Origin of the sequence: Blautia faecis (assembly GCF_020554845.1) — a bacterium.
GTDB classification, from domain to species: Bacteria; Bacillota; Clostridia; order Lachnospirales; family Lachnospiraceae; genus Blautia_A; species Blautia_A faecis.
Genome location: NZ_JAJCIA010000011.1, coordinates 79,661 through 99,207, shown reverse-complemented (window position 1 = coordinate 99,207; position 19,547 = coordinate 79,661). Strand labels below are relative to the sequence as shown.

Below are 19,547 nucleotides of genomic sequence, written 5' to 3'. Positions count from 1 at the left end.
CAGTTAGCGATTAGTTCGCTGGAGCGTTGCGCCGGCGAGTGAGTAATACACATTGCCCAAATGCGTCCCTCCTGAAAAACTTTTTACCCTCCCAACACATTAAATAGCAAGTATGATTAATAAATAGTTTAACACAAGTTCAAGCCCCGGTAAACACCCGTTCGTGTTTTAGAGAAAAAAACAGCATACCATATTCGGGTATTCCAATATGGTATGCAGGTTTTATTATTTTCCAATAAAGGGTGTATCAGATTCCATTATTTCTTGTAGATGCGTTTGTCCTTAATCTCAATTTTACCTTCTTTCAGAAGGTGTCCCACAGCACGTTTAAAGGCATTCTTGCTGAGACCGAATTCGCGTTTGATCACTTCTGGTGAGGCTTTGTCATCGAAGGGGAGGACGCCGGCGAATTCTTCGATTATGCTAAGGACGCTCTCGGCATCTTCGTTAATCTGGATGTAGGCTTTCTGACGGTCTGTGACGTTCATCTTGCCATCCTCTTTCACCTCGGAAACGCGAAGGTCGAGGACTTCGCCCGGGCGGTATTTGCCGCTGGCTTCTCTGGCTGGGATCAGGGCGGAATATTTGTCATCAACAGCTACAAAAACACCGAAACGATCGCTGATCTCGTAGACACGCCCTTTTACGGAATCACCTGTTACATATGGGGTTCTGGTAGAAAGGTAATGGTATACCTTCATGGTGGCGCAGAGACGGCTGCTCTTATCTACATAAAGGGCTACCAGGCACTCCTGTCCTTCCCGCACACGGCTGGTCTGCTCATGGTATGGAAGGAGCAGGTCTTTCTCTAAGCCCCAATCCAGGAATGCACCGATCTTGGTTACCTGAAGCACTTTCAGAACAGCAGTCTGTCCAACCTGAAGAAGTGGTTCTCTGGTGGTTGCAATAAGACGGTCCCTGGAATCCTTGTAAATAAATGCATCCAGTGCATCGCCCTCTCTGGTTCCTTCCGGAACCTGTTTGGCTGGAAGAAGTACTCTGTCTTCCTGGCCTGCATTTTTATCTTCTGCAAGGTAAACACCGAAATCTACGGTCTTTGCCACAATAAGCTTCTGTTTTTTTCCTATTTCAATCATGGATTCTCCTTAATTCAATTACGGTTAAATATAAAATTTCTCAGTAGCTTCCCAATCTATTGTCCAGTATAGCACACATTTACCGCCACTGTGAACATTAACTTATTGAAGTAAGGATAAAAAATGCAGAATCCCCATCTGCAAAGCGACTTTCCGGCTCATGCATTGCGGAAGCGGCTCAGGAAAGCTTTTGTCAGCGGGTCTTTCGGATTCTCAAACAGTTCCTTCGGCGGTCTGTCTTCTACGATAACACCATTTGCCATGAAGATTACACGCTTGGAAACGTCACGGGCAAATGCCATCTCATGGGTGACGATGATCATGGTCAGGCTTTCGTGTGCAAGGTCTCTCATAACCTCCAGAACCTCGCCTACCATCTGGGGATCCAGCGCGGAGGTTGGCTCGTCGAAAAGAAGAATTTCCGGTTCCATGGCAAGGGCTCTTGCGATTGCCACACGCTGTTTCTGACCTCCGGAAAGCTGTTTGGGTTTGGCGTTGATGTACGGCGCCATACCTACTTTTTCCAGATAATACAAAGCTTTTTTCTCTGCCTCTTCTTTGCTCTTTTTCAAAACCTTTACCTGACCTACGGTGCAGTTTTTCAGAGCAGTCATGTTGTTAAAAAGGTTAAAATTCTGGAACACCATACCTACCTTTGAACGGTATTCCGGAACGTTTACGTTCTTACTGGTGATGTCAGTTCCATGATAATTGATTTCTCCGGTGGATGGAGTTTCCAGCATATTCAGGCAGCGAAGAAGCGTGGATTTACCAGAACCGGACGGTCCGATAATGCACGTCACATCTCCCGGACTTACGGAAAAATCAATATCTCTCAGTACCTGATTGCTGCCAAATGCTTTTCCCAGATGCTTGACTTCAAGGATTTTTTCACTCATGATCATTTCTCCTCCTTCTTCTTAGGGTAGGAATACAGACCACTTGTGTGAGCCAGTGTATCCGTTGTGGCAAGGTCATAATTCTGCGGACCTTCCATCTTGTGTTCCAGCAGGCGGAGCAGTCTGGAGCATACAAAAGTAAGGATAAAGTACATTACCATAGCGATGGTAAAGGATTCAAAGTAAGTATAATAGGCTCCGGCTACGCCTTTTGTTGTGTAGAAAAGTTCTACAATTCCAATAATGGAAAGAACGCAGGTATCCTTGATATTGATGATCAGGTTGTTGCCAATCTGAGGCATGATGTTGCGCAATGCCTGTGGAAGGATTACGTTCATCATAGTCTGTACATGCGTCATTCCGATTGCTTTTGCAGCTTCTGTCTGACCTTCGTCAACAGAAAGGATTCCGCCTCGGACGGTTTCTGCCATGTAGGCTCCGGTATTGATAGATACTACGAAAAATGCCGCAAACCACATGGACATGTTGATATTGAACAGGTAAGCACTTCCGTAATAGATAAACATGGCCTGTACCATCATTGGGGTGCCGCGGAAAAATTCCACGTAGCATGCCATAATAAATTTGAGAAATCCAACCAGTGTCTTTTTAACGGCGGAGTCCCTTTTATCTACAGGAATTGTTTGAATAATTCCAACTATAAAGCCAATAAGGCACCCTAAAAAGGTGCCTACAATGGCTATGATCATTGTATTTCCGGCTCCTGATAAAAAGGAGGCGCCGTATTGCTGGAGCAGATACTGGATCCGGCCCCAGAAGGTTTCAGGAAGCATATTTTTCTCTCCTATCTCTCTCGACTTTATTTACAAAGACCGTCTGCGAAATATCCTGCAAAGTGAATCTTACAAAATGCAGGAATGATTTTTCAAACAGACTCAAATGCAGCGAAATCACTGTAACCCTTACTCTGACAGCGGCTGTACGGAAATTGCTTTGTCCATCATTTCTTTGTAATCATCCTCTGTCATTTTATCCAGTACGCTGTTCAGGGCATCCAGAAGCTCTGTATTGCCTTTCTGTACGGAAATACCAATGTTGATATCCTCATCTGATACCTCAAAATCTCCGTCTGTGCCAGAGAAATCAAGAAGTTTGAAATCCGGGTAAGCTACGCAGGCAGCCATTCCGGTAGGCATATCAGTTACAACAGCGTCACATTTTCCAGATTCCAGGGCAACCAGCATGGCAGGCGCACTTTCCTGTGCAGGAAGAATGTTTGCGTCCTCAATCTGCGGCAGGCAGGAATCATACCAGATAGTGTTCTGCTGGGAAGTACAGGTAACGCCCTTCAGATCTGCCACACTTTTTGCATCTGCATAATCGCCGTCGCTTTTTACCAGGGTAATAATGGATGCATAGTAGTATGGCTCTGTGAAATCTACCATCTGCTGACGTTCGGATGTAATGGACTGACCTGCGATTACGCAGTCAACTTTTCCAGACTGGACAGCCGGTACCAGGGAATCCCAGTCCAGTTTCACGATTTCCAGATCGTATCCCAGCTCGTCACAGATTTTTTTCGCCATCATAACGTCGTATCCATATGCGTAATCAGAGCTTCCGGAAATGGGAACAGCTCCGTTGGAATCATCTGGCTGTGTCCAGTTGTATGGTGCATAGCTGCACTCCATTGCTACCTTTAATGTTTTCTTCTCTTCTGCCTGTACCATTGTAAGTCCAAGTCCCGGCATTGCTGTCACGGTAACAGCTGCTGCCATAAGACCACTTGTCATTTTTCTCCATAAATAGCTCTTCTTCATTTTTCTTTCCTCCTCTTTGTAAAAAACTCATTAATCACAGCACCACCGATATTTTATCGGTGTGTTTCCTCATTTCGAGGTTGTTTCCCCATTTCCGGGTAAAAAAAATGCAATGGCGGCGTTATCACACTAACGCGCCATTGCGTTGTAGTTCATATTACTCTTGTTTGTGGGAGAAGTCAAGAGGGGGGAGTTGCAGAATTCATGGTTTTTCTCCATATTTCTCTGGCTCACAGATTCTTTTCATCCTTCAACGCACATATTTTTTAACCGTTAAACCAGAAATATCTGCAATTTCCTCAATCGTATACTTGCCCACTTGCAACATTTTGACGGCTGTAGCCATTTGATTTTCCAGTCTTCCAAGCTCAAGTCCTTGCTCAATCAGTTTATCCGACTCTAATTCCAGCACTTTTCCGCCCATAATTTCACCAATTCCTTTCTTTCAGCCTAATCACCCGGAACACCTGCTCTACAGCACTTTCCATATTTTTCTGTGCAGTCTGCGGATCCATGGCTTCTTCCAGAGTGGTCACCTGACGGAGGATTGGGAAAAAAGCGTCGATTCCAGCTTCATTACAAGAGGCAGCATCTTCAGTGACCGAGCCAGAAAAGGCAAGCACTGGCTTTCCATATTTCTTTGCAAGTCTGGCAATTCCGATGGGCGCTTTTCCCATAACGGTCTGGCCATCCAGACGACCTTCACCAGTGATTACGATGTCTGCATTTTTTATCTGATTTTCTATGCCGATTTCTTCCAGGACAATGCTTATACCTGGTTCCAGTTTTCCATGAAGAAAAGTACGGAAGGCAAAGCCAAGGCCTCCGGCTGCTCCGCAGCCTGGGTAGTTTGGATCATAATTAAATTTTCCCAATTGGGTTTTGGAATCTGCAAAATATTCTTCTGTTATCTTTGCATAGTTTTCCATCCACCCGTCCATCAGCTCCACCATCTCCGGTGTTGCGCCTTTCTGGGGGCCGAAGATATAGCTGCAGCCTTTTTCCCCATATAAAGGGTTGTCCACGTCACAGGCAATGCGGAAGCTGCATTCTTTTAATTCCGGAAGCAAATTTTTGCAACTGATGGAGGCAAGCTTTTCCACACCTTCTGCTCCAAATGGCACCTGTTTTCCACTTTTATCCAGAAGCTCTCCTCCCAAAGCCTGAAGCATACCGATTCCACCATCATTCGTTGCACTGCCTCCGATTCCGATGATAAAATTTCGGCAGCCTTTGGAAATGGCGTCTTTTATGACCTCTCCAACACCATAGGTTGTAGTGTTTATAGGATTCAGAAGTTCAGGTGGAACCAAAGTGATCCCGGCTGCACCAGCAATTTCTATAATGGCAGTCTTTCCGCACTTTTTCTCATTCTTGTAGCCACGTTTACTTTCTATTATAGAAGTATTTTCTACTACGGAAGCATTCTCTGAAACAGCCATCATCTCTTTTCCCACAAAATCAATTCTACCTGAACCGCCTATATTACGTTTCTCCCAAATTGCATATTCGCAGACAACCGGGGCTCCAAGTGGTCCAGTAACTGTCACATTCTCCAAGCTTCCCCCAAGTCCCTGGGCCAGTGCCCGCACTGTCCCTTCCCCGCCATCTGCCAGCGGATAAACCTTGGTCTTGGCTTCCGAATATACTTTCCGAATGCCTGCTGCGGCAGCTTCACCCGCTTCTATAGAACTCATGCTCCCTTTGAATGAATCAATTGCAATTACTACTTTCATGTTCTTTTCTCCCGTTTTTTCAAATACGATCTACCCTTCTATTTTTTCACTCCACAAATCCATTCCAATTGCAGAACTTCCTTCTTTTATCGTAATTTTATAATCAGAATCCACCTGAATATCATAGCCATATATGCTTTCTTTTCCCGCTTCTGCGTCTTTTTGATCTGCATAATAGGAAAAACCTACACGGTAGATATCCGGATGCAGGTCAATCTGAACATAACTATATCCCCGTATCCAGTCTTCTTCAAGATTTTTTTCATTGAGCAACAGCTGTGTTGCGTACTGTTCTGCCACATCCCCCTTGCTGGTTCCCATGGCATTTTCTATGGACCTGGCAGCAAAGCCATGTAAAGTCCACGCCGTTATCAAAATCTCCAGAACCACCACAACAGCAATAAGTACCGGGTTCTTTTTTTCCTTGCACATTCTCTTTACTGCAAATCCAAATGCGTATATCACAATCGCCAGATTCACCAGACATGTGATGAGACTTGCTTCCTGTCTATGTTGTTCCCAGAATCCGTCAGGAACCAGGAAAGAACATATTGTGAAAAATATGCCGGTCAGAGTGATTGTAAAAAATCCATAAATTCTTTTGCTTTCCTTATCTTCCCGATTCACCCACAGATAATATCCACTCACAGCAGCTCCCGCGCCAAGAAGCCCGGCAAATAACGCACCGCCAAGGTTTGCATGACCAGAGAATTTAAACACAGCCACAATGAGCAGAATTACCGGTATCGCAAGATAGCCTGCGATTTTATCCTGATGCTGTTGCTGTTTTCGTATTTCTTCCATTGATTGCATCATCTCAGTCACCTCTGCAGACGTGTATTTTTTCTCTGCTTTCTCTCTCTTTTCTGCCATCCCGTTTTTTTCTGCTGCTTCATTCATTTCTACTGTCCCATCTTTTTCTGCTGCCTCATCTTTTTTCACGTTAGCCCCTTCGGTTGTCTGCATTTCTGATCGCATCAGCTCCAAAAGTGATACATCCAGTGCCTCAGCCAATGGTTCCATTGTATTAATATCCGGAAATCCAAGTCCCCGCTCCCAACGGCTGACCGCCTTATCCGTCACTCCGACTTTTCCGGCAAGATCGGCCTGTGTCATATGATGCTCTTTTCTTCTTTCCGAAATAAATGCCCCAAACCTTTTTGCGTCCACTATATGATATCCTCCATAATTCTTTTGCGTTACTCTCTTATATACACTAAAATGTGGATTTTCGTCAATCGACGATTTGTTTACCTGGAAAAAAACGAAAAATTTTCTATAACTCTCTTGTATGTATTGACATTTTGATATCTGAATGATATCATATTTATATCTCGTAAAAGATAATTTTCATTATCAGGAGGATTGCTATGAAAGAAAAAGTTTTGGACAACAAGAAAAATGGTATGGGAATGATGGTGCTGTTTATTCTGCTCTATGCCGTGGCCGCAGCCGCTGTAATATTCGGCGCAGCCTTCGAACAGCTTCCCCTTATGGTCATCGGTATCATCTGGGCTTCACTTGGATGGATCCCGTTCCTTGGCCTTAAAGTGCTGAAGCCGCAGGAAGCCCTTGTACTCACCTTATTCGGCAAATATGTGGGAACCTTGAAGAACGACGGCTTCTACTGGGTAAATCCATTTTGCACCGCTGTAAACCCCGCTGCGAAGACGAAATTGAACCAGAGCGGCGACGTAGACGGTGGAAATGCTGCCAAGTCCGTTTTCACGCTTGCAGCCACAGGAACAGCCACTTCTGCCAGTTCTACTTATGTAAACAAAAAGATTTCCCTGAAGATCATGACTCTGAATAACAACCGTCAGAAGATCAACGACTGCCTGGGTAATCCTGTAGAGATCGGAATCGCAGTTATGTGGCGCGTTACTGATACAGCGAAAGCAGTTTTCAATGTAGACAATTATAAGGAATATCTTTCTTTACAGTGTGACAGTGCCCTTCGAAATATTGTCCGCATCTATCCTTATGATGTAGCGCCAAATGTGGACACTACAGGTGACGGAGTTGCAGATGAGGGAAGCCTTCGCGGTTCCAGTGAAATCGTAGCCGGACGTATCCGCGATGAAATTCAGCAGAAGGTTGCTGAGGCTGGTCTGGAGATTATCGAAGCACGTATTACTTATCTTGCTTATGCACCTGAAATCGCAGCGGTTATGCTGCAGAGACAGCAGGCTTCCGCTATCATCGACGCAAGAAAGATGATCGTAGACGGTGCTGTTGGTATGGTAGAAATGGCATTAGAGCGATTGAATGAAAACAATGTGGTAGAACTTGACGAGGAGCGGAAGGCTGCCATGGTTTCCAATCTTCTCGTAGTGCTGTGCGGCAATCACGATGCCCAGCCGGTGGTTAATTCCGGCAGTCTGTACTAATGGCTGAGACAAAAGACACCCGGCCCAAGAAACAGATTCCGCTCAGGCTTTCCGCCAAGCTTTATGACCAGATTGCCGCCTGGGCAGAAGATGATTTCCGCTCCGTCAACGGTCAGATCGAATATCTGCTTACTGAATGCGTCCGACAGCGTAAGAAGAATGGGAAATATGTTTCCGACACTATGGATGAGCCGCCAGAACTGGATATTGAGTGAATTATAAAATAAGTAGTAAGCAGAGGGGCTGGTCTAAATGACCAGCCCCTCTGCTTACTACTTATTATGCCTCTTTTCCGTAAATAGAATGCTCCAAACGGAAGTTTTCTTTCTGACTTGGATATCTGTAACGTTTGATGTCCTGATCTGATGGATAGTTGAACTGTCCAGCGCAACGCATAATAACAGTTTTGCACTCTGGGCAGCAATCTGCACACAGGTCCTCGAACTGTCTTACCAGCATATCCGGATCTGAAGAAGAGTTTGCCCAGTTCTCCCAATGATCTGGGATAAGGACCTTTGCTTTTAATGCTTTTCCAAGTCTCGCACCATCATAAGGTGTCATCTTATCAAATGCACCCGGCTCGTTCCAACCGATATCAAAAATAGCAACATCAATATCATACTTCTGGCCAATTGCAACATATCCATCATTATACCAGGTATCTCCCAAGAATAAGATATTTCCAGCAGATGTTTTGAACAGGAAGGAAGTTGCAACCTCATCGTATGGCTGTGCAGGACCATCTCCAGTTTTTGTTGCGCAATCATCATAGTTTTTCAGGAATACAATTTCTGCTCCTGCCATTTTAATGCTTTCGCCTACATGCGCAGTAATAATTCTGTCATCCGGAACCTCAAATTCTTTTAATCTCTTTACAGTTTCTGGCGGAGCTACATATTTAGCATCTGTTGTCTGCATAGTTCCTTTAACAGTATAAATATCACAATGATCATTATGTACATGTGTACAGAAAACTCCATCTACTCTATTAAATGAAAATGGATCAATTACCTGTGGATTCAGGCGAAGCCAGTTCATACTTGCTGCACCGTTCTGCTTACACACACCACAATAATCAATTGTCGTATAGTGAGATGGTCCACACCACTGGTCAATAAGGAAAATACCTCCTTCATCTGTCTTCAGAACCCATGAAGGACCACCACACCACCAAAGAGCAACTTCTCCCTTTGGCACTTCATAGTTCTCAATATGCTGATTTAAAAATGTTCCCCACTCTGGAAAAGACTCAAGAATCCAACGCTCTCTTGTCATCTCTCTGTTTGTTCTGATCCATTTTCCAGATACTAAACCTCTTCCATCTGTTTTTTCCACTTCATTACCCATATTTTTTTCTCCTTTACGCTTTCATTTATTTTAAGTTATTTGTTATTATCATTCTGCACAGTAAACAGTGTAACGGTCTGTCTGTCTGTTTGCCGCACAGATAAGATCTCCTTGTTTATGAGGTATTACAGTTACATTTGCCGGTCCAAGATTAGCATCAATCAAATGATCTTCAATCTTTTCTTCATTTTGCTCAACCAAAATAAGCTCTTTTCCCGCATCTCGGAATCCCACAATAAATGCCGGCTTGCCATTAAAAATACCGCCCCAAATGGCATGTCCAAATTTATGAGTTCCCGGAAGTGTATAAATTTTCTTAAATTTCCCATCTATTTTTTTATAAATATTAAAATCTTCGCCATGGAATGGAGTGATTGTGCCATACTCAAATTCCCCATCTCCATCGATATCTACTGCGACACAATCACTTGTGGGGTCTGTGATTTCTTCAATAATTTCCCACTCATCATTCTCTACTGCCGGTGGCACTAAACGGTGTACTCCATTCTTTCCAGCAATAAGGATTCCTCCTTGATTTTCAAGTTTAGTCAAACCATGATTCTGGAAAATATCAGTATAAACAACCTGCAATTCACCTATTGAACGTTCCTCATAATTAATTTTACCAACATAAACACTTCCTGAATAACTCCAGTCATCAATATATTCCTTTGTTTTGCACAATGTTGCACACATGAGGTAATCCTCATTTCGAATCTGAACCACTTCGATTCTGTGCAAAAATGGAAGCTGCAATACCTCTTTTGTATGATAGCCGTTTTCATCCTCATAGCCCCAAACTACATCTGCACCTTCAGACTTAAACACAGGAAAAAACTTCTGAATACAAAGGAACTCCCCATTTTCCTTCAATGGCACAATATTCATTCCCCCGCCAGGTGCTGTACTGGCACAGACAGTTTCAAAAGTATCCGGATCAACTAGATCAATAACTCCAGTCCCTTCCAATTCTGATACAAATGCAATCCATTCTTTCTGATTCCGAACAACTTTTCCTGCCCCATAAACTCCTGGACAATATTTTTCATGAACTATTTTAAAATTCATACTATTCACCAGCTTTCTTATACATCTTTTGTATTATTCCTGGAATAAGCAATCAGCAGCACAATCAGAACGATTCCGTTTACCATAGTACGAATTGCTTCATTTACATTAAGAATGGTAAGGAAATCTGTCAATATCGTCATAATCAAGACACCTGCGATAGTTCCAACATAGCTTCCACGTCCCCCTGTAACTGCTGTACCCCCAAGAATAACTGCAGCAATATTAGATGGATCATAACTGTCACCGACCTCCAAATAGGTCGTTCCAGTATAGCCAACCAACATAAATCCTACGAATGCACACACGATCGGAGATACTATATATACCAGTGCCCTGATTTTCTTTGTATGAACACCTGAAAATCTTGCTCCAGTTGAATTAGCTCCCAACGCATATACATAACGGCCAAATTTCGTATATTTCATAACAATAATAAATATAGCCGATACAATTACCCAAATAATAATAATTCCAGAAATTCCACCAATGGTATTCATTGAGGTAAGCTTAGTAAGCATTGGCGAAGAAGAACCTTTCGGAGCTCCTCCTGTCGTTACCATCGCAACACCTTCAACAATAATTCCCATTCCCAATGTCATGATAAATGCATTTATCTTAAAGTAATTAATTCCAATACTTTCAATAATACCTATAATTGCACCAGCTAAAATAACTGCAACCAGCGCTTTTCCAATATTAGAATCCTGACCCTTAAGAATCTCCGCACCAATAACATTACCAATCATAATGACATAGGGAACACCCATATCAATACCGCCAATTAAAATTACAAGATTTTGTCCAATACATACAATTCCAAGAAATGCTGCAATTCTCAGCATACTCAGTAAGTGTTTTCCCTTCAGATATCCTGGCGACACAATATTGGCTATAATCAGCATAATAATCAGAATCACATACACTAGTACTTGCGGACGCATTAACATCTGTATGAAATTATTTTTTTTCACAGCATTTGCCTCACCCATTTATGTCACCTCACTCTTCACGATTCCGTATTGAACTAATTGCCAGCGCTACAATCAAAATGAAGCCTTTGATCAAGAACTGATAGTTAGTTGAAATACCATTCAGATTCAGTAGGTTACTGATTAAAGTAAAAATGAACACTCCAAACATAGTTCCAATCAGATCACCATTCGCTCCTACCATAGATACACCACCAATTACAGATGCGGAAATAGCATTCATCTGCATTCCAGTTCCAATTGTAGGATCTCCCGAATTAATATATACCGCCATATAAATTCCACCAAGTCCACACAGTAATCCAGATAAACCAAATGCAAGTATTTCTGTTTTCTTAATATTAATTCCAGCCGAATACGCAGACTGAACATTTCCTCCCATTGCACGGACAGCTTTTCCAAACGCAGTTCTGTTTGTAATTGTTCTTACAATTACCAGAATAATAAAAATTAGAATAATACTGTTCGGGATTACATCAAAAAATTTAAATTTAATAAATTTATAGAACCCCATATGCATCATACCGCCAGGAACAGGCATAATAAATAGTGCCAAACCAGCATACACAATTGACATGGATATGGTTACAATCAGTGCTGGAATATGGAATTGCTGTGTAATAAATCCATTTAACGCCCCACACAGAAATCCACAAACTATTGCTGCTAAAATTCCAGGTATCCATCCAAATTCAGAATCAACATTAATGAATGTAATACAGACAACATTTGTCAAAGAAACAATAGACCCCAAAGAAATATCAATTCCTCCAATCAAAAGACAAATTGTCTGTCCAAAAGCAACCATCATTAACGGAAATGCTGCTTCAATCAATCGGTTAACATTTCTTAGTGACAGAAACGTAGAATTCATAGCAATCGCCAGAATATTAAATGCCAAAAGGAACAATCCCGCAAAAATCACACTTGCATAACGGTGCATAAAATCTTGATCTTTCAGCAAATCTTTCACCTTATTTATCACTTTCTGCCACCTCCTCTACAATTCCCATTGACTTCTTCATTATTAATTCTTCGCTTAATTCATCTTTCTGAAGCTCACCAGTAATTCTGCCCTCATACATTACAAGTACGCGGTCACTCATGCCAATAATTTCCATCATGTCACTGGAACACAAAACTACACCGATTCCTTCAGTAGCCTGTTTTCTCATAATGTTATAGAAATCACTCTTAGCTTCAACATCAATTCCTCTTGTTGGATCATTGAATAGCATTATTTTAGGATCTGTTCCAAGTTCTTTTCCAAGAACAATCTTCTGCTGATTTCCTCCACTAAGGCTGGAAACTGGATCATTAAGATTATGAAGTTTGATTTTTAGGCTTTTACGGGTTTCTTCTGCAAATTTCTGCTCTTCTTTTAGGTTAATGAAACCTGCTTTTGAGCGCTTATCTAATGAACAGAGTGCTAAATTCTGCTGGATTGGAAGAATCAACATCAAACCTTCGTTTTTACGATCGCAGGGAACCAGGGCAATTCCATTATCCAATGCTTGTTTTGCATTTTTAATTTTTGCCTCTTTTCCATTAACTTTAATAGTTCCTTGTGTAAGCTTATGCACACCGCTAATTGCATCCAGCAATTCTGTCTGTCCATGACCTTGAAGACCAGCAATCCCCAGGATTTCTCCTTTATGAAGCTGGAAGGAAACATCATTTAATTTCTCTGATTTCAGATTTTTAACCTCAAGTAAAACTGTGTCCTCTACCATTTCTGATTTCTTAGGGTAGATCTGAGTCAATGGTCTTCCAACCATCATCTTAATCAGTTCATCAACATCAATTTCAGAAATCTTACGAGTTCCAACAAAGGTTCCATCCTTGAATACAGTTACATAATCTCCGATTTCAAAAACTTCTTCCATTCTATGTGAAATAAAAATGATTGTTTTCTCTTTTTTTACTAAATTTCGTACAATATTAAATAACTTAACCACTTCTTCACTTTGCAGGGAAGATGTTGGCTCGTCTAAAATAATAATCTGAGGATTTTTTAATAAGACTTTCAGAATTTCAGCCATTTGCTGTTCTGCAACAGATAATCTGCCAGCAATTGCCTTTGGATTGATATGAATGTCATATTCATCCATCAAGGCAAAAATACGTTTTCTTACTTCTTTTCTGTCAATTAAACCGAATTTATTCTTTGGCTCTATAGAAAGGAAAAGATTTTCTTCAACGGTCAGCTCGCTTACCAGCGTAAGCTCTTGATATACCATGGCTATTCCAAGATCCTGTGCCTGTCTTGGATTCGCAGCAACGATTTTGTTGCCCTCCAAGTAAATTTCTCCGGAATCTGCATGGTAATTTCCACATAAAATTTTTAAAACGGTGCTCTTTCCAGCTCCATTCTCTCCTGCCAACACATGTACAGTTCCCTTTTTTACGGAAAAGCTTACATCTTTCAGTGCCCGGTTACCGCCAAAGGATTTTTCTATATGCTCCAGTGTTAAATATTCACGATCCATATATGTACTCCTTTTCTAAGACAGCAGGTGGGCTTTTAAACCCATCCTGCTGTGATTTGTTTTAAATCCGCCTTATTCTGCTGCGCCTGAGCCATACATTTCCTGCAATGTATCTTCATTCAGAATTGTTGGTGCCCAGTAGTTATCATCTAGGTCTACTCTTACGAAATCATCAAGAGTCTCATCCGTAACAGGAGCAATATCATAAACATTTACTTTCTCAAAATCTCCGCCAGTGATTGCAGTTAAACCAAGATCCAGGGCATCTGCTCCGGAAGTACTTGGAGAGATTGGACAGCAACTGGTAAATCCATCAGCCTGTCTTTCTTTCCACATTTTCAAGAATCCATTATTTGCCTCACCTGTAATCGGCACCAGTTCACGATCAGCAGCTTCTAATGCATCGATACATGCACGGCTCATAGCGCCGCCCAGGGAAAGGATTCCATCAATATCATCATGTGCAGAAAGAAGAGATTCAATTGCTGTCTTTGCTGTTGCATAATCATAATCACAATAATTCAGGGAAATTGTCTCAATATCTGGATATTTCTCTTCCAGAATTTCCTGTGCGCCCTGTACACGAAGCTCTGCATTCTTAGATCCAGCTTGTCCTGCAAGAATAACGATCTTGCCCTTTCCATCCAGTTGCTCACCAAGCCATTCTGCATCTTTTGCACCAAAGTCATAATTATCAACTGTTAAGGAAGCTGTAACATTATCTGTATCAACACCTGCGTCAAAGGAAATAACTGTAACGCCTGCATCCATTGCATCATCAACAGCTGGAATTAATGCTGTTGGAGATGCAGCAGTAAGGCAGATGATATCTACACCCTTTGTAACCAGATCCTGCATATCAGATACTTGCTGTGAAGTATCACCGTCAGAATTAGTAGTATAGTACTCTTTGATTAAGCCCATCTCTTTGTACATTTCAGCCTGCTGTTCAAATGTTTTCTCCATCTGAACGCGCCAAGTATTTCCCAATGAGAAATTACAAAGAGCAACTGTGTAGCCACCTTCTGGCACGTTAGTCATATCAAATTCTTTTGCCTCCTTTGTGTCTGCAGTTTCCGCATCTCCCGCCCAGACGCTGGTGGCCATCATAGAAAGTGCAAGACATCCCGTTACCAAACAACTAATTACCCGTTTCTTCATAGATTTTTCCTCCAATACATTTTTTGTTCTGTTGTTTTTGATAGTGTTATTATAGTATACATTTTCTTACATGTCAATTCAAAATAATAAAATTGTATACAATTTTGTTATTTTGCACACTTTTCTTCACTGTAATTAGTAACATTTTCTCAACACTAAATTTTACTAAGTTTATCTCTTTTTTAGATAGATAAAAAGCAAATACTAATAGATTCTATAACTATCAGTACTTGCTTTTATTGTCGCTACATTTCAAGGTCGTAATCTTATGAGTCATTAGCTTTTTTAATTATAATTTCTGTATTTATAAAAAAAATTCGGATTCAAAGAAATTAGTATCATCAACTTTAAATGCATGTCTGTTATGATGAGTCAGCAATCTTAAAACTTCTTTCTCATCACGTTTCTTTAATGCCTCAATAATCTGTTCATGCTGCATATACTGTTTATCTGCCGAAATTAAAAAATCCTTTCTCCAACACAGTAAAAACTGAATCTGATCATGCACCTCTCGCAAAAATTTATACAACAAATCATTTTTTGCAATCTTCGCAATCTCCATATGAAAAGCACTGTCAGACTTTAATAAATCTACTATATTATTATTTTTCCCCGCCTCATAACATGCACTACTAAATTTATGCATTTCCTGAAACTCACTGTTATTTCCATAAATAATTGCAAGCTTAGCTGCCAGATTCTCCATATCCGTCCGGACAATTTCCAATTGAAGAATTTTTTCATCATTCCACTTGGCGACAGTCGTATTGCAATTCGGTTTGCTTTCCAAAATACCACTTGCTGCCAACTGTCGTACAGCTTCTCTGACCGGGGTTCTACTGATATTAAATTCACTGGCTAATTTCGACTCCGCTATACTATCTCCCGGTTTTAAATCCCCGTTCAAAATTTGATCCACCAAATAATTATAAACCTGAACCCGTAATTCAGTTGTATTTACCCTACTAATTGCCATTGGTTCTAAGCTCCTCCCATTGTTTACATTGATGTATTTTTGTATACAATTTATATTTTTAGAGTACTATAATTGTGTTTATTTGTCAACTACATTTTTTTCAAAATACTAGGGAGGTTTATTATGCAGGAAAAAGTTTTAAGCAGTAAGAAGAATGGTATGGCAATGATGATTCTCTTCATTTTGTTGTATGTGGCAGCAACAGCACTTGCTATAATCGGTTCCACCTTTTACTGTATTCCAATGGCTGCAGTCGGATTCATCTGGTTATCTTTGGGATGGATTCCATTTCTTGGATTAAAAGTACTGAAGCCTCAGGAAGCTCAGGTTCTTACCTTGTTTGGTAATTATATGGGCACACTGAAGGATGACGGCTTTTATTGGGTAAATCCTTTTTGTACAGCAGTGAATCCGGCAGCGTAAGAAAAACGGGAAATATGTTTCCGACACTATGGATGAGCCGCCGGAACTGGATATCTCATGATTCCTGCTTATTTAAAAAGGCATTCTGCCTGCCGCACAGGATTTTCATAGTAAACAAAGCAGGGAGTACAGATGTTATAACAACAGTGCTGTACTCCCCGCTTTTATCTATTCGTGCGCAAAGGGCAATAACTTTCCGGATACTCTATAGTATTTAATGCTTATAATTGTTAAGCTTATTTTATTCGTTCTTTGTGTTAATTTATCTTTTGTATTTTAGTATTTTCTGTAAAACAGTATATTATTTTCAATTTACTTTCTCTATGTGTATTTTTCTGTTTCGTTTTTCTATTTTGTTTTCTACTGCTTTTTATATTTCATTTTTTCTGAGAGTATTTCTACAGCCATTCTTATGTATGAATGGTTCTGTCAATCACATACACAGCCTCTGCTTTATCGCGGTGATGTCTTTCTCATGTTTGTTCACGTAAAATAAAAGTCTTTCCTGCGTTTCCCATCTCTTTTGTTGTTCTTCCAGCTTTTGTAAAAGATTGGAATGATTCTCTGCTACAACCTGAAGCTTCCAGTCTGTAGTGTTCTCCACATGAAGCCAGAGTTCTTTTACACTTCTTTGCAATTCTGATACTGATGCATCCAATTCACATACATGCTTGTCTACGCTGCGCAAGTTCGCTTCCAGATTCTCAAAGCGCCTCTTGGTTTCGCTTTCGAAGTTGTCAACGCGAGTTTCTAAGCTGTCAAAGCGGCTTTCCAAATTATCGAAGCGGCTTTCCAACTTGTCGAAGCGGCTTTCCAAATTATCGAAACGGCTTTCCAAATTCCCAATCCGTGTCTCAATGGGCACCAGCAATCCTGCAATCGCCTGTAGATCTTCTTTCGTCAACATTTCTTTCACCTCCCGTATATTTAAGATAAAAAAAGTATATCAGCAAAATAATGTAAAAACAATACTTGAAGTACATTTTGTTCTGTGCTATAATCACGCCACGCATGATTTGCAGCAACACATTTCAGAACAGGAAAAAAGTCCACTGTCTGGGAATCCCCAAGGCAACGGACTTTAAAGCTTCTACTCACCTAATCTATATTTTCTATTACTTTCATATTCTTACCAACTGTGGAAATTTCACCAACACCCCATCTTTTTATTCCCAAGGTGCCTTTACGACTTCCTTCGCTTCAAACAGGTGCTTCATCCAGTCACCGGCAAGCTGAATCCAGCTCTCACATTCTGCCTGGATTCCATAGCCATTGGGGCATGCTGTTTCTGCAGTGGCAAGTCCCAGACCATGACTGCCCACTGGATAAATATGCAATTCTGCCGGAATATCCAGAGCGTGAAGTGCCTGGAAAAACAGCAGGGAGTTCTCTACCGGTACAGTATCATCCGGTGCTGTATGCCACAGGAAAGTCGACGGGGTATCCTTCGTAACATTATATTCCAGGGACAGGAATCTGCGTTTCTCTTCATCTGCATAATCCTCTCCCAGAACGCTTTCAAAAGAACCCTTATGTGCTTTCTCGCCAGAAGTGATTACCGGATAGCTGAGCATAAGCCCATTGGGGCGAAACTTTTCGGAGTCCATGCCCAAAGCTTCTGCAACAAAGGGCTTGTTCCAGAATACACCAAGGCTTGCCGCCAGATGTCCACCAGCAGAAGAACCCTGGACTACGATCTTCTCTGTATCAATATGCCATTTTTCTGCATTTTCACGGAGCATTGCAACTGCTGTAGCCAGCTGAAGAAGCGCCTCCGGGAAACGTGCCGGAGCAACGCTGTAGCGCAAAATCGCAGCATGATAGCCCATTGCCATAAATCTGACAGCAAGAGCTTCTGCCTCTCTGTCAGAAGTCATCTGATAGCCGCCGCCAGGACAGATCAGTACAACCGGTCTTTTTCTCTCCGGATCGATTTCAGGTGAATTGTCCAGGAAATATGTAAATAAATTTGCTTTAAACTCAGAATCTTTTAATTGAATCTCTATTTTTTCGTGAATCATTTCGCGAACCTCCTGTTGTATATATTTCGTTCATTTTATAATGTCAGGAATAACCAGCTTATCCCCTAAAGCATGTTTGGAAAAAAGCTTTCTGTAAGACGTGCGTCACAATTTTGGCGTGCAGTTTGCAATAATGCTTTTTCAAACAGGCTCTAATGCCATAATAATTTTCTTCCTATAAGAAATCAATACCTAAATAAAATTGACACCTGCTATTTCAAACACGCTCTAGTTCCCCATCTTCGTCCTGTCATACATCTCCCTGAACTCCGTAGGCGTACAATTATTCATCAGCTTAAACATCCGAAGAAACGCCGACAGACTGGAAAAGCCTGACTTAAATGCCACCTCCGTCACACTCACTCCCGGATCCTGCAGCAACGTTTTTGCAAATTCAATTCTCTTCTGATTCAAATACTTATAAAACGTAGAATCTGTATACTGCTTAAACAACCTGGAAAAATGATACTTACTGAATCCTGCCTGGGAAGCCACTCCCTCCAGGCTCAAATCTTCCGCAAAATGATTGTTAATATAATCTGTAACCAGGATAAACTTCTCCACATATTCCTTCTGCCTGCTGTTTGCTCCGTTTTCTTTCTGCTGTCCCGCTACAGTATGTGCATTTACACGCTGTCTTCCAACGCATGTAAGAATCTCAAGGAATTTCGAAATAATCATAGTTTCCAGATAGGGAGACTCACCGAAATATTCCTCTTTGATTTCCAGCATAAGCGTTTTTACTTTTTCATAAATCTGCGGATACCCCTCCGGTGTAATCAAAGTAGCCGGGGTTATAATCATAGTAAGCAAGTTCAGCTCCTTGGTAGAAATATTGTTCAGACACGGCTGAAAAATAATCCGCTCTCCGCTTTCCGGAGCAAAAAGCTCATGAAGCATACACGGACCGATAATCAGCACATCCCCCTCACGCAGATTGTATTCCTTTCCACCGCACAGTGCCTTATAGCCATTTACGATTGGCATAAGTACCTCGAAGGAGGTATGCCAGTGCGGTGGGTAATTCTCGTATTCATCATTATAATAGAGACAAACCTGCTCATCCTCCCGGAAATCTACTGTTTCATGTATTCCACTAAGCTTATGTATCATTCCCCCATGCTCCTTCCCTGTATATTCTTATTATAATGCTCCTGAGTTTCACCC

At 41.3% G+C, this 19,547-nt stretch carries 19 protein-coding genes and 1 pseudogene; 3 read left to right on the top strand and 17 right to left on the bottom strand.

The annotated features are described in order from the left end of the window. Window positions 1-257: 257 nt before the first annotated feature. The 7 genes from LIZ66_RS07670 to LIZ66_RS07640 form a co-directional block, all read right to left on the bottom strand. The gene (locus LIZ66_RS07670; RefSeq protein ID WP_173769633.1) at window positions 258-1,097 is read right to left on the bottom strand and encodes a CvfB family protein; all 840 of its coding nucleotides are present in this window, start codon (window positions 1,095-1,097) and stop codon (window positions 258-260) included. A gap of 158 nt (window positions 1,098-1,255) precedes the next feature. Then, on the bottom strand, window positions 1,256-1,996 hold the full coding sequence (locus tag LIZ66_RS07665) for an amino acid ABC transporter ATP-binding protein (protein WP_330386322.1): 741 nt from the start codon (window positions 1,994-1,996) through the stop codon (window positions 1,256-1,258). 2 nt (window positions 1,997-1,998) lie between these two features. Then, a complete protein-coding gene (locus LIZ66_RS07660) occupies window positions 1,999-2,790 on the bottom strand; it encodes an amino acid ABC transporter permease (protein WP_173774038.1) in 792 nt (263 codons plus the stop codon). A gap of 129 nt (window positions 2,791-2,919) precedes the next feature. Then, on the bottom strand, window positions 2,920-3,708 hold the full coding sequence (locus LIZ66_RS07655) for a transporter substrate-binding domain-containing protein (RefSeq protein WP_408611514.1): 789 nt from the start codon (window positions 3,706-3,708) through the stop codon (window positions 2,920-2,922). Between the two features lie 319 nt (window positions 3,709-4,027). Next, the gene (locus LIZ66_RS07650) at window positions 4,028-4,201 is read right to left on the bottom strand and encodes a hypothetical protein (RefSeq protein WP_173718335.1); all 174 of its coding nucleotides are present in this window, start codon (window positions 4,199-4,201) and stop codon (window positions 4,028-4,030) included. Window positions 4,202-4,205: 4 nt separating this feature from the next. Continuing rightward, on the bottom strand, window positions 4,206-5,513 hold the full coding sequence (locus LIZ66_RS07645; protein ID WP_227200807.1) for a glycerate kinase family protein: 1,308 nt from the start codon (window positions 5,511-5,513) through the stop codon (window positions 4,206-4,208). A 30-nt stretch (window positions 5,514-5,543) separates the two neighbouring features. Continuing rightward, a complete protein-coding gene (locus LIZ66_RS07640; RefSeq protein ID WP_187565829.1) occupies window positions 5,544-6,683 on the bottom strand; it encodes a helix-turn-helix domain-containing protein in 1,140 nt (379 codons plus the stop codon). 200 nt (window positions 6,684-6,883) lie between these two features. Between LIZ66_RS07640 and LIZ66_RS07635 the strand changes: the two genes are divergently transcribed. Together LIZ66_RS07635 and LIZ66_RS07630 are read left to right on the top strand one after the other, a co-directional pair. After that, window positions 6,884-7,903, top strand: coding sequence for an SPFH domain-containing protein (locus tag LIZ66_RS07635; protein ID WP_227200806.1), 1,020 nt, complete (start codon window positions 6,884-6,886; stop codon window positions 7,901-7,903). Further along, window positions 7,903-8,118 carry a type II toxin-antitoxin system antitoxin gene (locus tag LIZ66_RS07630; protein ID WP_118583525.1) on the top strand — a complete coding sequence of 72 codons (216 nt, stop codon included), beginning with the start codon at window positions 7,903-7,905 and terminating at the stop codon, window positions 8,116-8,118. Before LIZ66_RS07635 ends, LIZ66_RS07630 begins: the two co-directional genes overlap by 1 nt. A 64-nt stretch (window positions 8,119-8,182) precedes the next feature. Here the strand turns inward: LIZ66_RS07630 and LIZ66_RS07625 are convergent, their stop codons facing one another. The 7 genes from LIZ66_RS07625 to LIZ66_RS07595 all read right to left on the bottom strand — a co-directional run bounded on the left by LIZ66_RS07625 (window position 8,183) and on the right by LIZ66_RS07595 (window position 15,936). Next, window positions 8,183-9,250, bottom strand: a complete 1,068-nt coding sequence (locus tag LIZ66_RS07625; RefSeq protein WP_118583527.1) for an MBL fold metallo-hydrolase — start codon at window positions 9,248-9,250, stop codon at window positions 8,183-8,185. A 48-nt stretch (window positions 9,251-9,298) separates the two neighbouring features. After that, window positions 9,299-10,318, bottom strand: coding sequence for a hypothetical protein (locus tag LIZ66_RS07620; protein WP_118583529.1), 1,020 nt, complete (start codon window positions 10,316-10,318; stop codon window positions 9,299-9,301). A gap of 17 nt (window positions 10,319-10,335) precedes the next feature. Further along, window positions 10,336-11,310, bottom strand: a complete 975-nt coding sequence (locus LIZ66_RS07615; RefSeq protein ID WP_118583531.1) for an ABC transporter permease — start codon at window positions 11,308-11,310, stop codon at window positions 10,336-10,338. A 10-nt stretch (window positions 11,311-11,320) separates the two neighbouring features. Continuing rightward, complete coding sequence (locus tag LIZ66_RS07610) at window positions 11,321-12,295, bottom strand: ABC transporter permease (RefSeq protein ID WP_173769640.1); 975 nt, start codon at window positions 12,293-12,295, stop codon at window positions 11,321-11,323. Continuing rightward, window positions 12,285-13,799 carry a sugar ABC transporter ATP-binding protein gene (locus tag LIZ66_RS07605; RefSeq protein ID WP_118583537.1) on the bottom strand — a complete coding sequence of 505 codons (1,515 nt, stop codon included), beginning with the start codon at window positions 13,797-13,799 and terminating at the stop codon, window positions 12,285-12,287. The genes LIZ66_RS07610 and LIZ66_RS07605 overlap by 11 nt, the downstream gene beginning before the upstream one ends. A gap of 72 nt (window positions 13,800-13,871) precedes the next feature. Then, window positions 13,872-14,960 carry an ABC transporter substrate-binding protein gene (locus LIZ66_RS07600; RefSeq protein ID WP_118583539.1) on the bottom strand — a complete coding sequence of 363 codons (1,089 nt, stop codon included), beginning with the start codon at window positions 14,958-14,960 and terminating at the stop codon, window positions 13,872-13,874. A gap of 304 nt (window positions 14,961-15,264) precedes the next feature. Further along, window positions 15,265-15,936, bottom strand: a complete 672-nt coding sequence (locus tag LIZ66_RS07595; protein WP_118583541.1) for a GntR family transcriptional regulator — start codon at window positions 15,934-15,936, stop codon at window positions 15,265-15,267. 123 nt (window positions 15,937-16,059) lie between these two features. On the opposite strand from LIZ66_RS07595, the pseudogene LIZ66_RS07590 reads away from it, so the two are divergent. Then, window positions 16,060-16,356, top strand: a pseudogene (locus LIZ66_RS07590) (SPFH domain-containing protein); the annotation flags it as partial. A gap of 436 nt (window positions 16,357-16,792) precedes the next feature. On the opposite strand, the gene LIZ66_RS07585 reads toward LIZ66_RS07590, so the two are convergent. The 3 genes from LIZ66_RS07585 to LIZ66_RS07575 all read right to left on the bottom strand — a co-directional run bounded on the left by LIZ66_RS07585 (window position 16,793) and on the right by LIZ66_RS07575 (window position 19,493). Next, entirely contained in the window at window positions 16,793-17,266 is a 474-nt protein-coding gene (locus LIZ66_RS07585) for a hypothetical protein (protein ID WP_118583545.1), read from the bottom strand. Window positions 17,267-17,525: 259 nt separating this feature from the next. After that, window positions 17,526-18,380, bottom strand: a complete 855-nt coding sequence (locus LIZ66_RS07580; protein WP_148463310.1) for an alpha/beta hydrolase — start codon at window positions 18,378-18,380, stop codon at window positions 17,526-17,528. 228 nt (window positions 18,381-18,608) lie between these two features. Next, a complete protein-coding gene (locus tag LIZ66_RS07575) occupies window positions 18,609-19,493 on the bottom strand; it encodes an AraC family transcriptional regulator (protein ID WP_148463309.1) in 885 nt (294 codons plus the stop codon). Between the last annotated feature and the right edge of the window lie 54 nt (window positions 19,494-19,547).

Excerpts from the sequence above, each read along its gene's own strand:
- LIZ66_RS07625 (WP_118583527.1), bottom strand. The coding sequence starts at position 9,250 with ATGGGTAATGAAGTGGAAAAAACAGATGGAAGAGGTTTAGTATCTGGA.
- LIZ66_RS07650 (WP_173718335.1), bottom strand. The coding sequence starts at position 4,201 with ATGGGCGGAAAAGTGCTGGAATTAGAGTCGGATAAACTGATTGAGCAA.
- LIZ66_RS07605 (WP_118583537.1), bottom strand. The coding sequence starts at position 13,799 with ATGGATCGTGAATATTTAACACTGGAGCATATAGAAAAATCCTTTGGC.
- LIZ66_RS07600 (WP_118583539.1), bottom strand. The coding sequence starts at position 14,960 with ATGAAGAAACGGGTAATTAGTTGTTTGGTAACGGGATGTCTTGCACTT.
- LIZ66_RS07585 (WP_118583545.1), bottom strand. The coding sequence starts at position 17,266 with ATGTTGACGAAAGAAGATCTACAGGCGATTGCAGGATTGCTGGTGCCC.
- LIZ66_RS07630 (WP_118583525.1), top strand. The coding sequence starts at position 7,903 with ATGGCTGAGACAAAAGACACCCGGCCCAAGAAACAGATTCCGCTCAGG.
- LIZ66_RS07580 (WP_148463310.1), bottom strand. The coding sequence starts at position 18,380 with ATGATTCACGAAAAAATAGAGATTCAATTAAAAGATTCTGAGTTTAAA.
- LIZ66_RS07660 (WP_173774038.1), bottom strand. The coding sequence starts at position 2,790 with ATGCTTCCTGAAACCTTCTGGGGCCGGATCCAGTATCTGCTCCAGCAA.
- LIZ66_RS07620 (WP_118583529.1), bottom strand. The coding sequence starts at position 10,318 with ATGAATTTTAAAATAGTTCATGAAAAATATTGTCCAGGAGTTTATGGG.
- LIZ66_RS07595 (WP_118583541.1), bottom strand. The coding sequence starts at position 15,936 with ATGGCAATTAGTAGGGTAAATACAACTGAATTACGGGTTCAGGTTTAT.
- LIZ66_RS07615 (WP_118583531.1), bottom strand. The coding sequence starts at position 11,310 with ATGGGTGAGGCAAATGCTGTGAAAAAAAATAATTTCATACAGATGTTA.
- LIZ66_RS07670 (WP_173769633.1), bottom strand. The coding sequence starts at position 1,097 with ATGATTGAAATAGGAAAAAAACAGAAGCTTATTGTGGCAAAGACCGTA.
- LIZ66_RS07575 (WP_148463309.1), bottom strand. The coding sequence starts at position 19,493 with ATGATACATAAGCTTAGTGGAATACATGAAACAGTAGATTTCCGGGAG.
- LIZ66_RS07655 (WP_408611514.1), bottom strand. The coding sequence starts at position 3,708 with ATGCCGGGACTTGGACTTACAATGGTACAGGCAGAAGAGAAGAAAACA.
- LIZ66_RS07635 (WP_227200806.1), top strand. The coding sequence starts at position 6,884 with ATGAAAGAAAAAGTTTTGGACAACAAGAAAAATGGTATGGGAATGATG.
- LIZ66_RS07645 (WP_227200807.1), bottom strand. The coding sequence starts at position 5,513 with ATGAAAGTAGTAATTGCAATTGATTCATTCAAAGGGAGCATGAGTTCT.
- LIZ66_RS07665 (WP_330386322.1), bottom strand. The coding sequence starts at position 1,996 with ATGAGTGAAAAAATCCTTGAAGTCAAGCATCTGGGAAAAGCATTTGGC.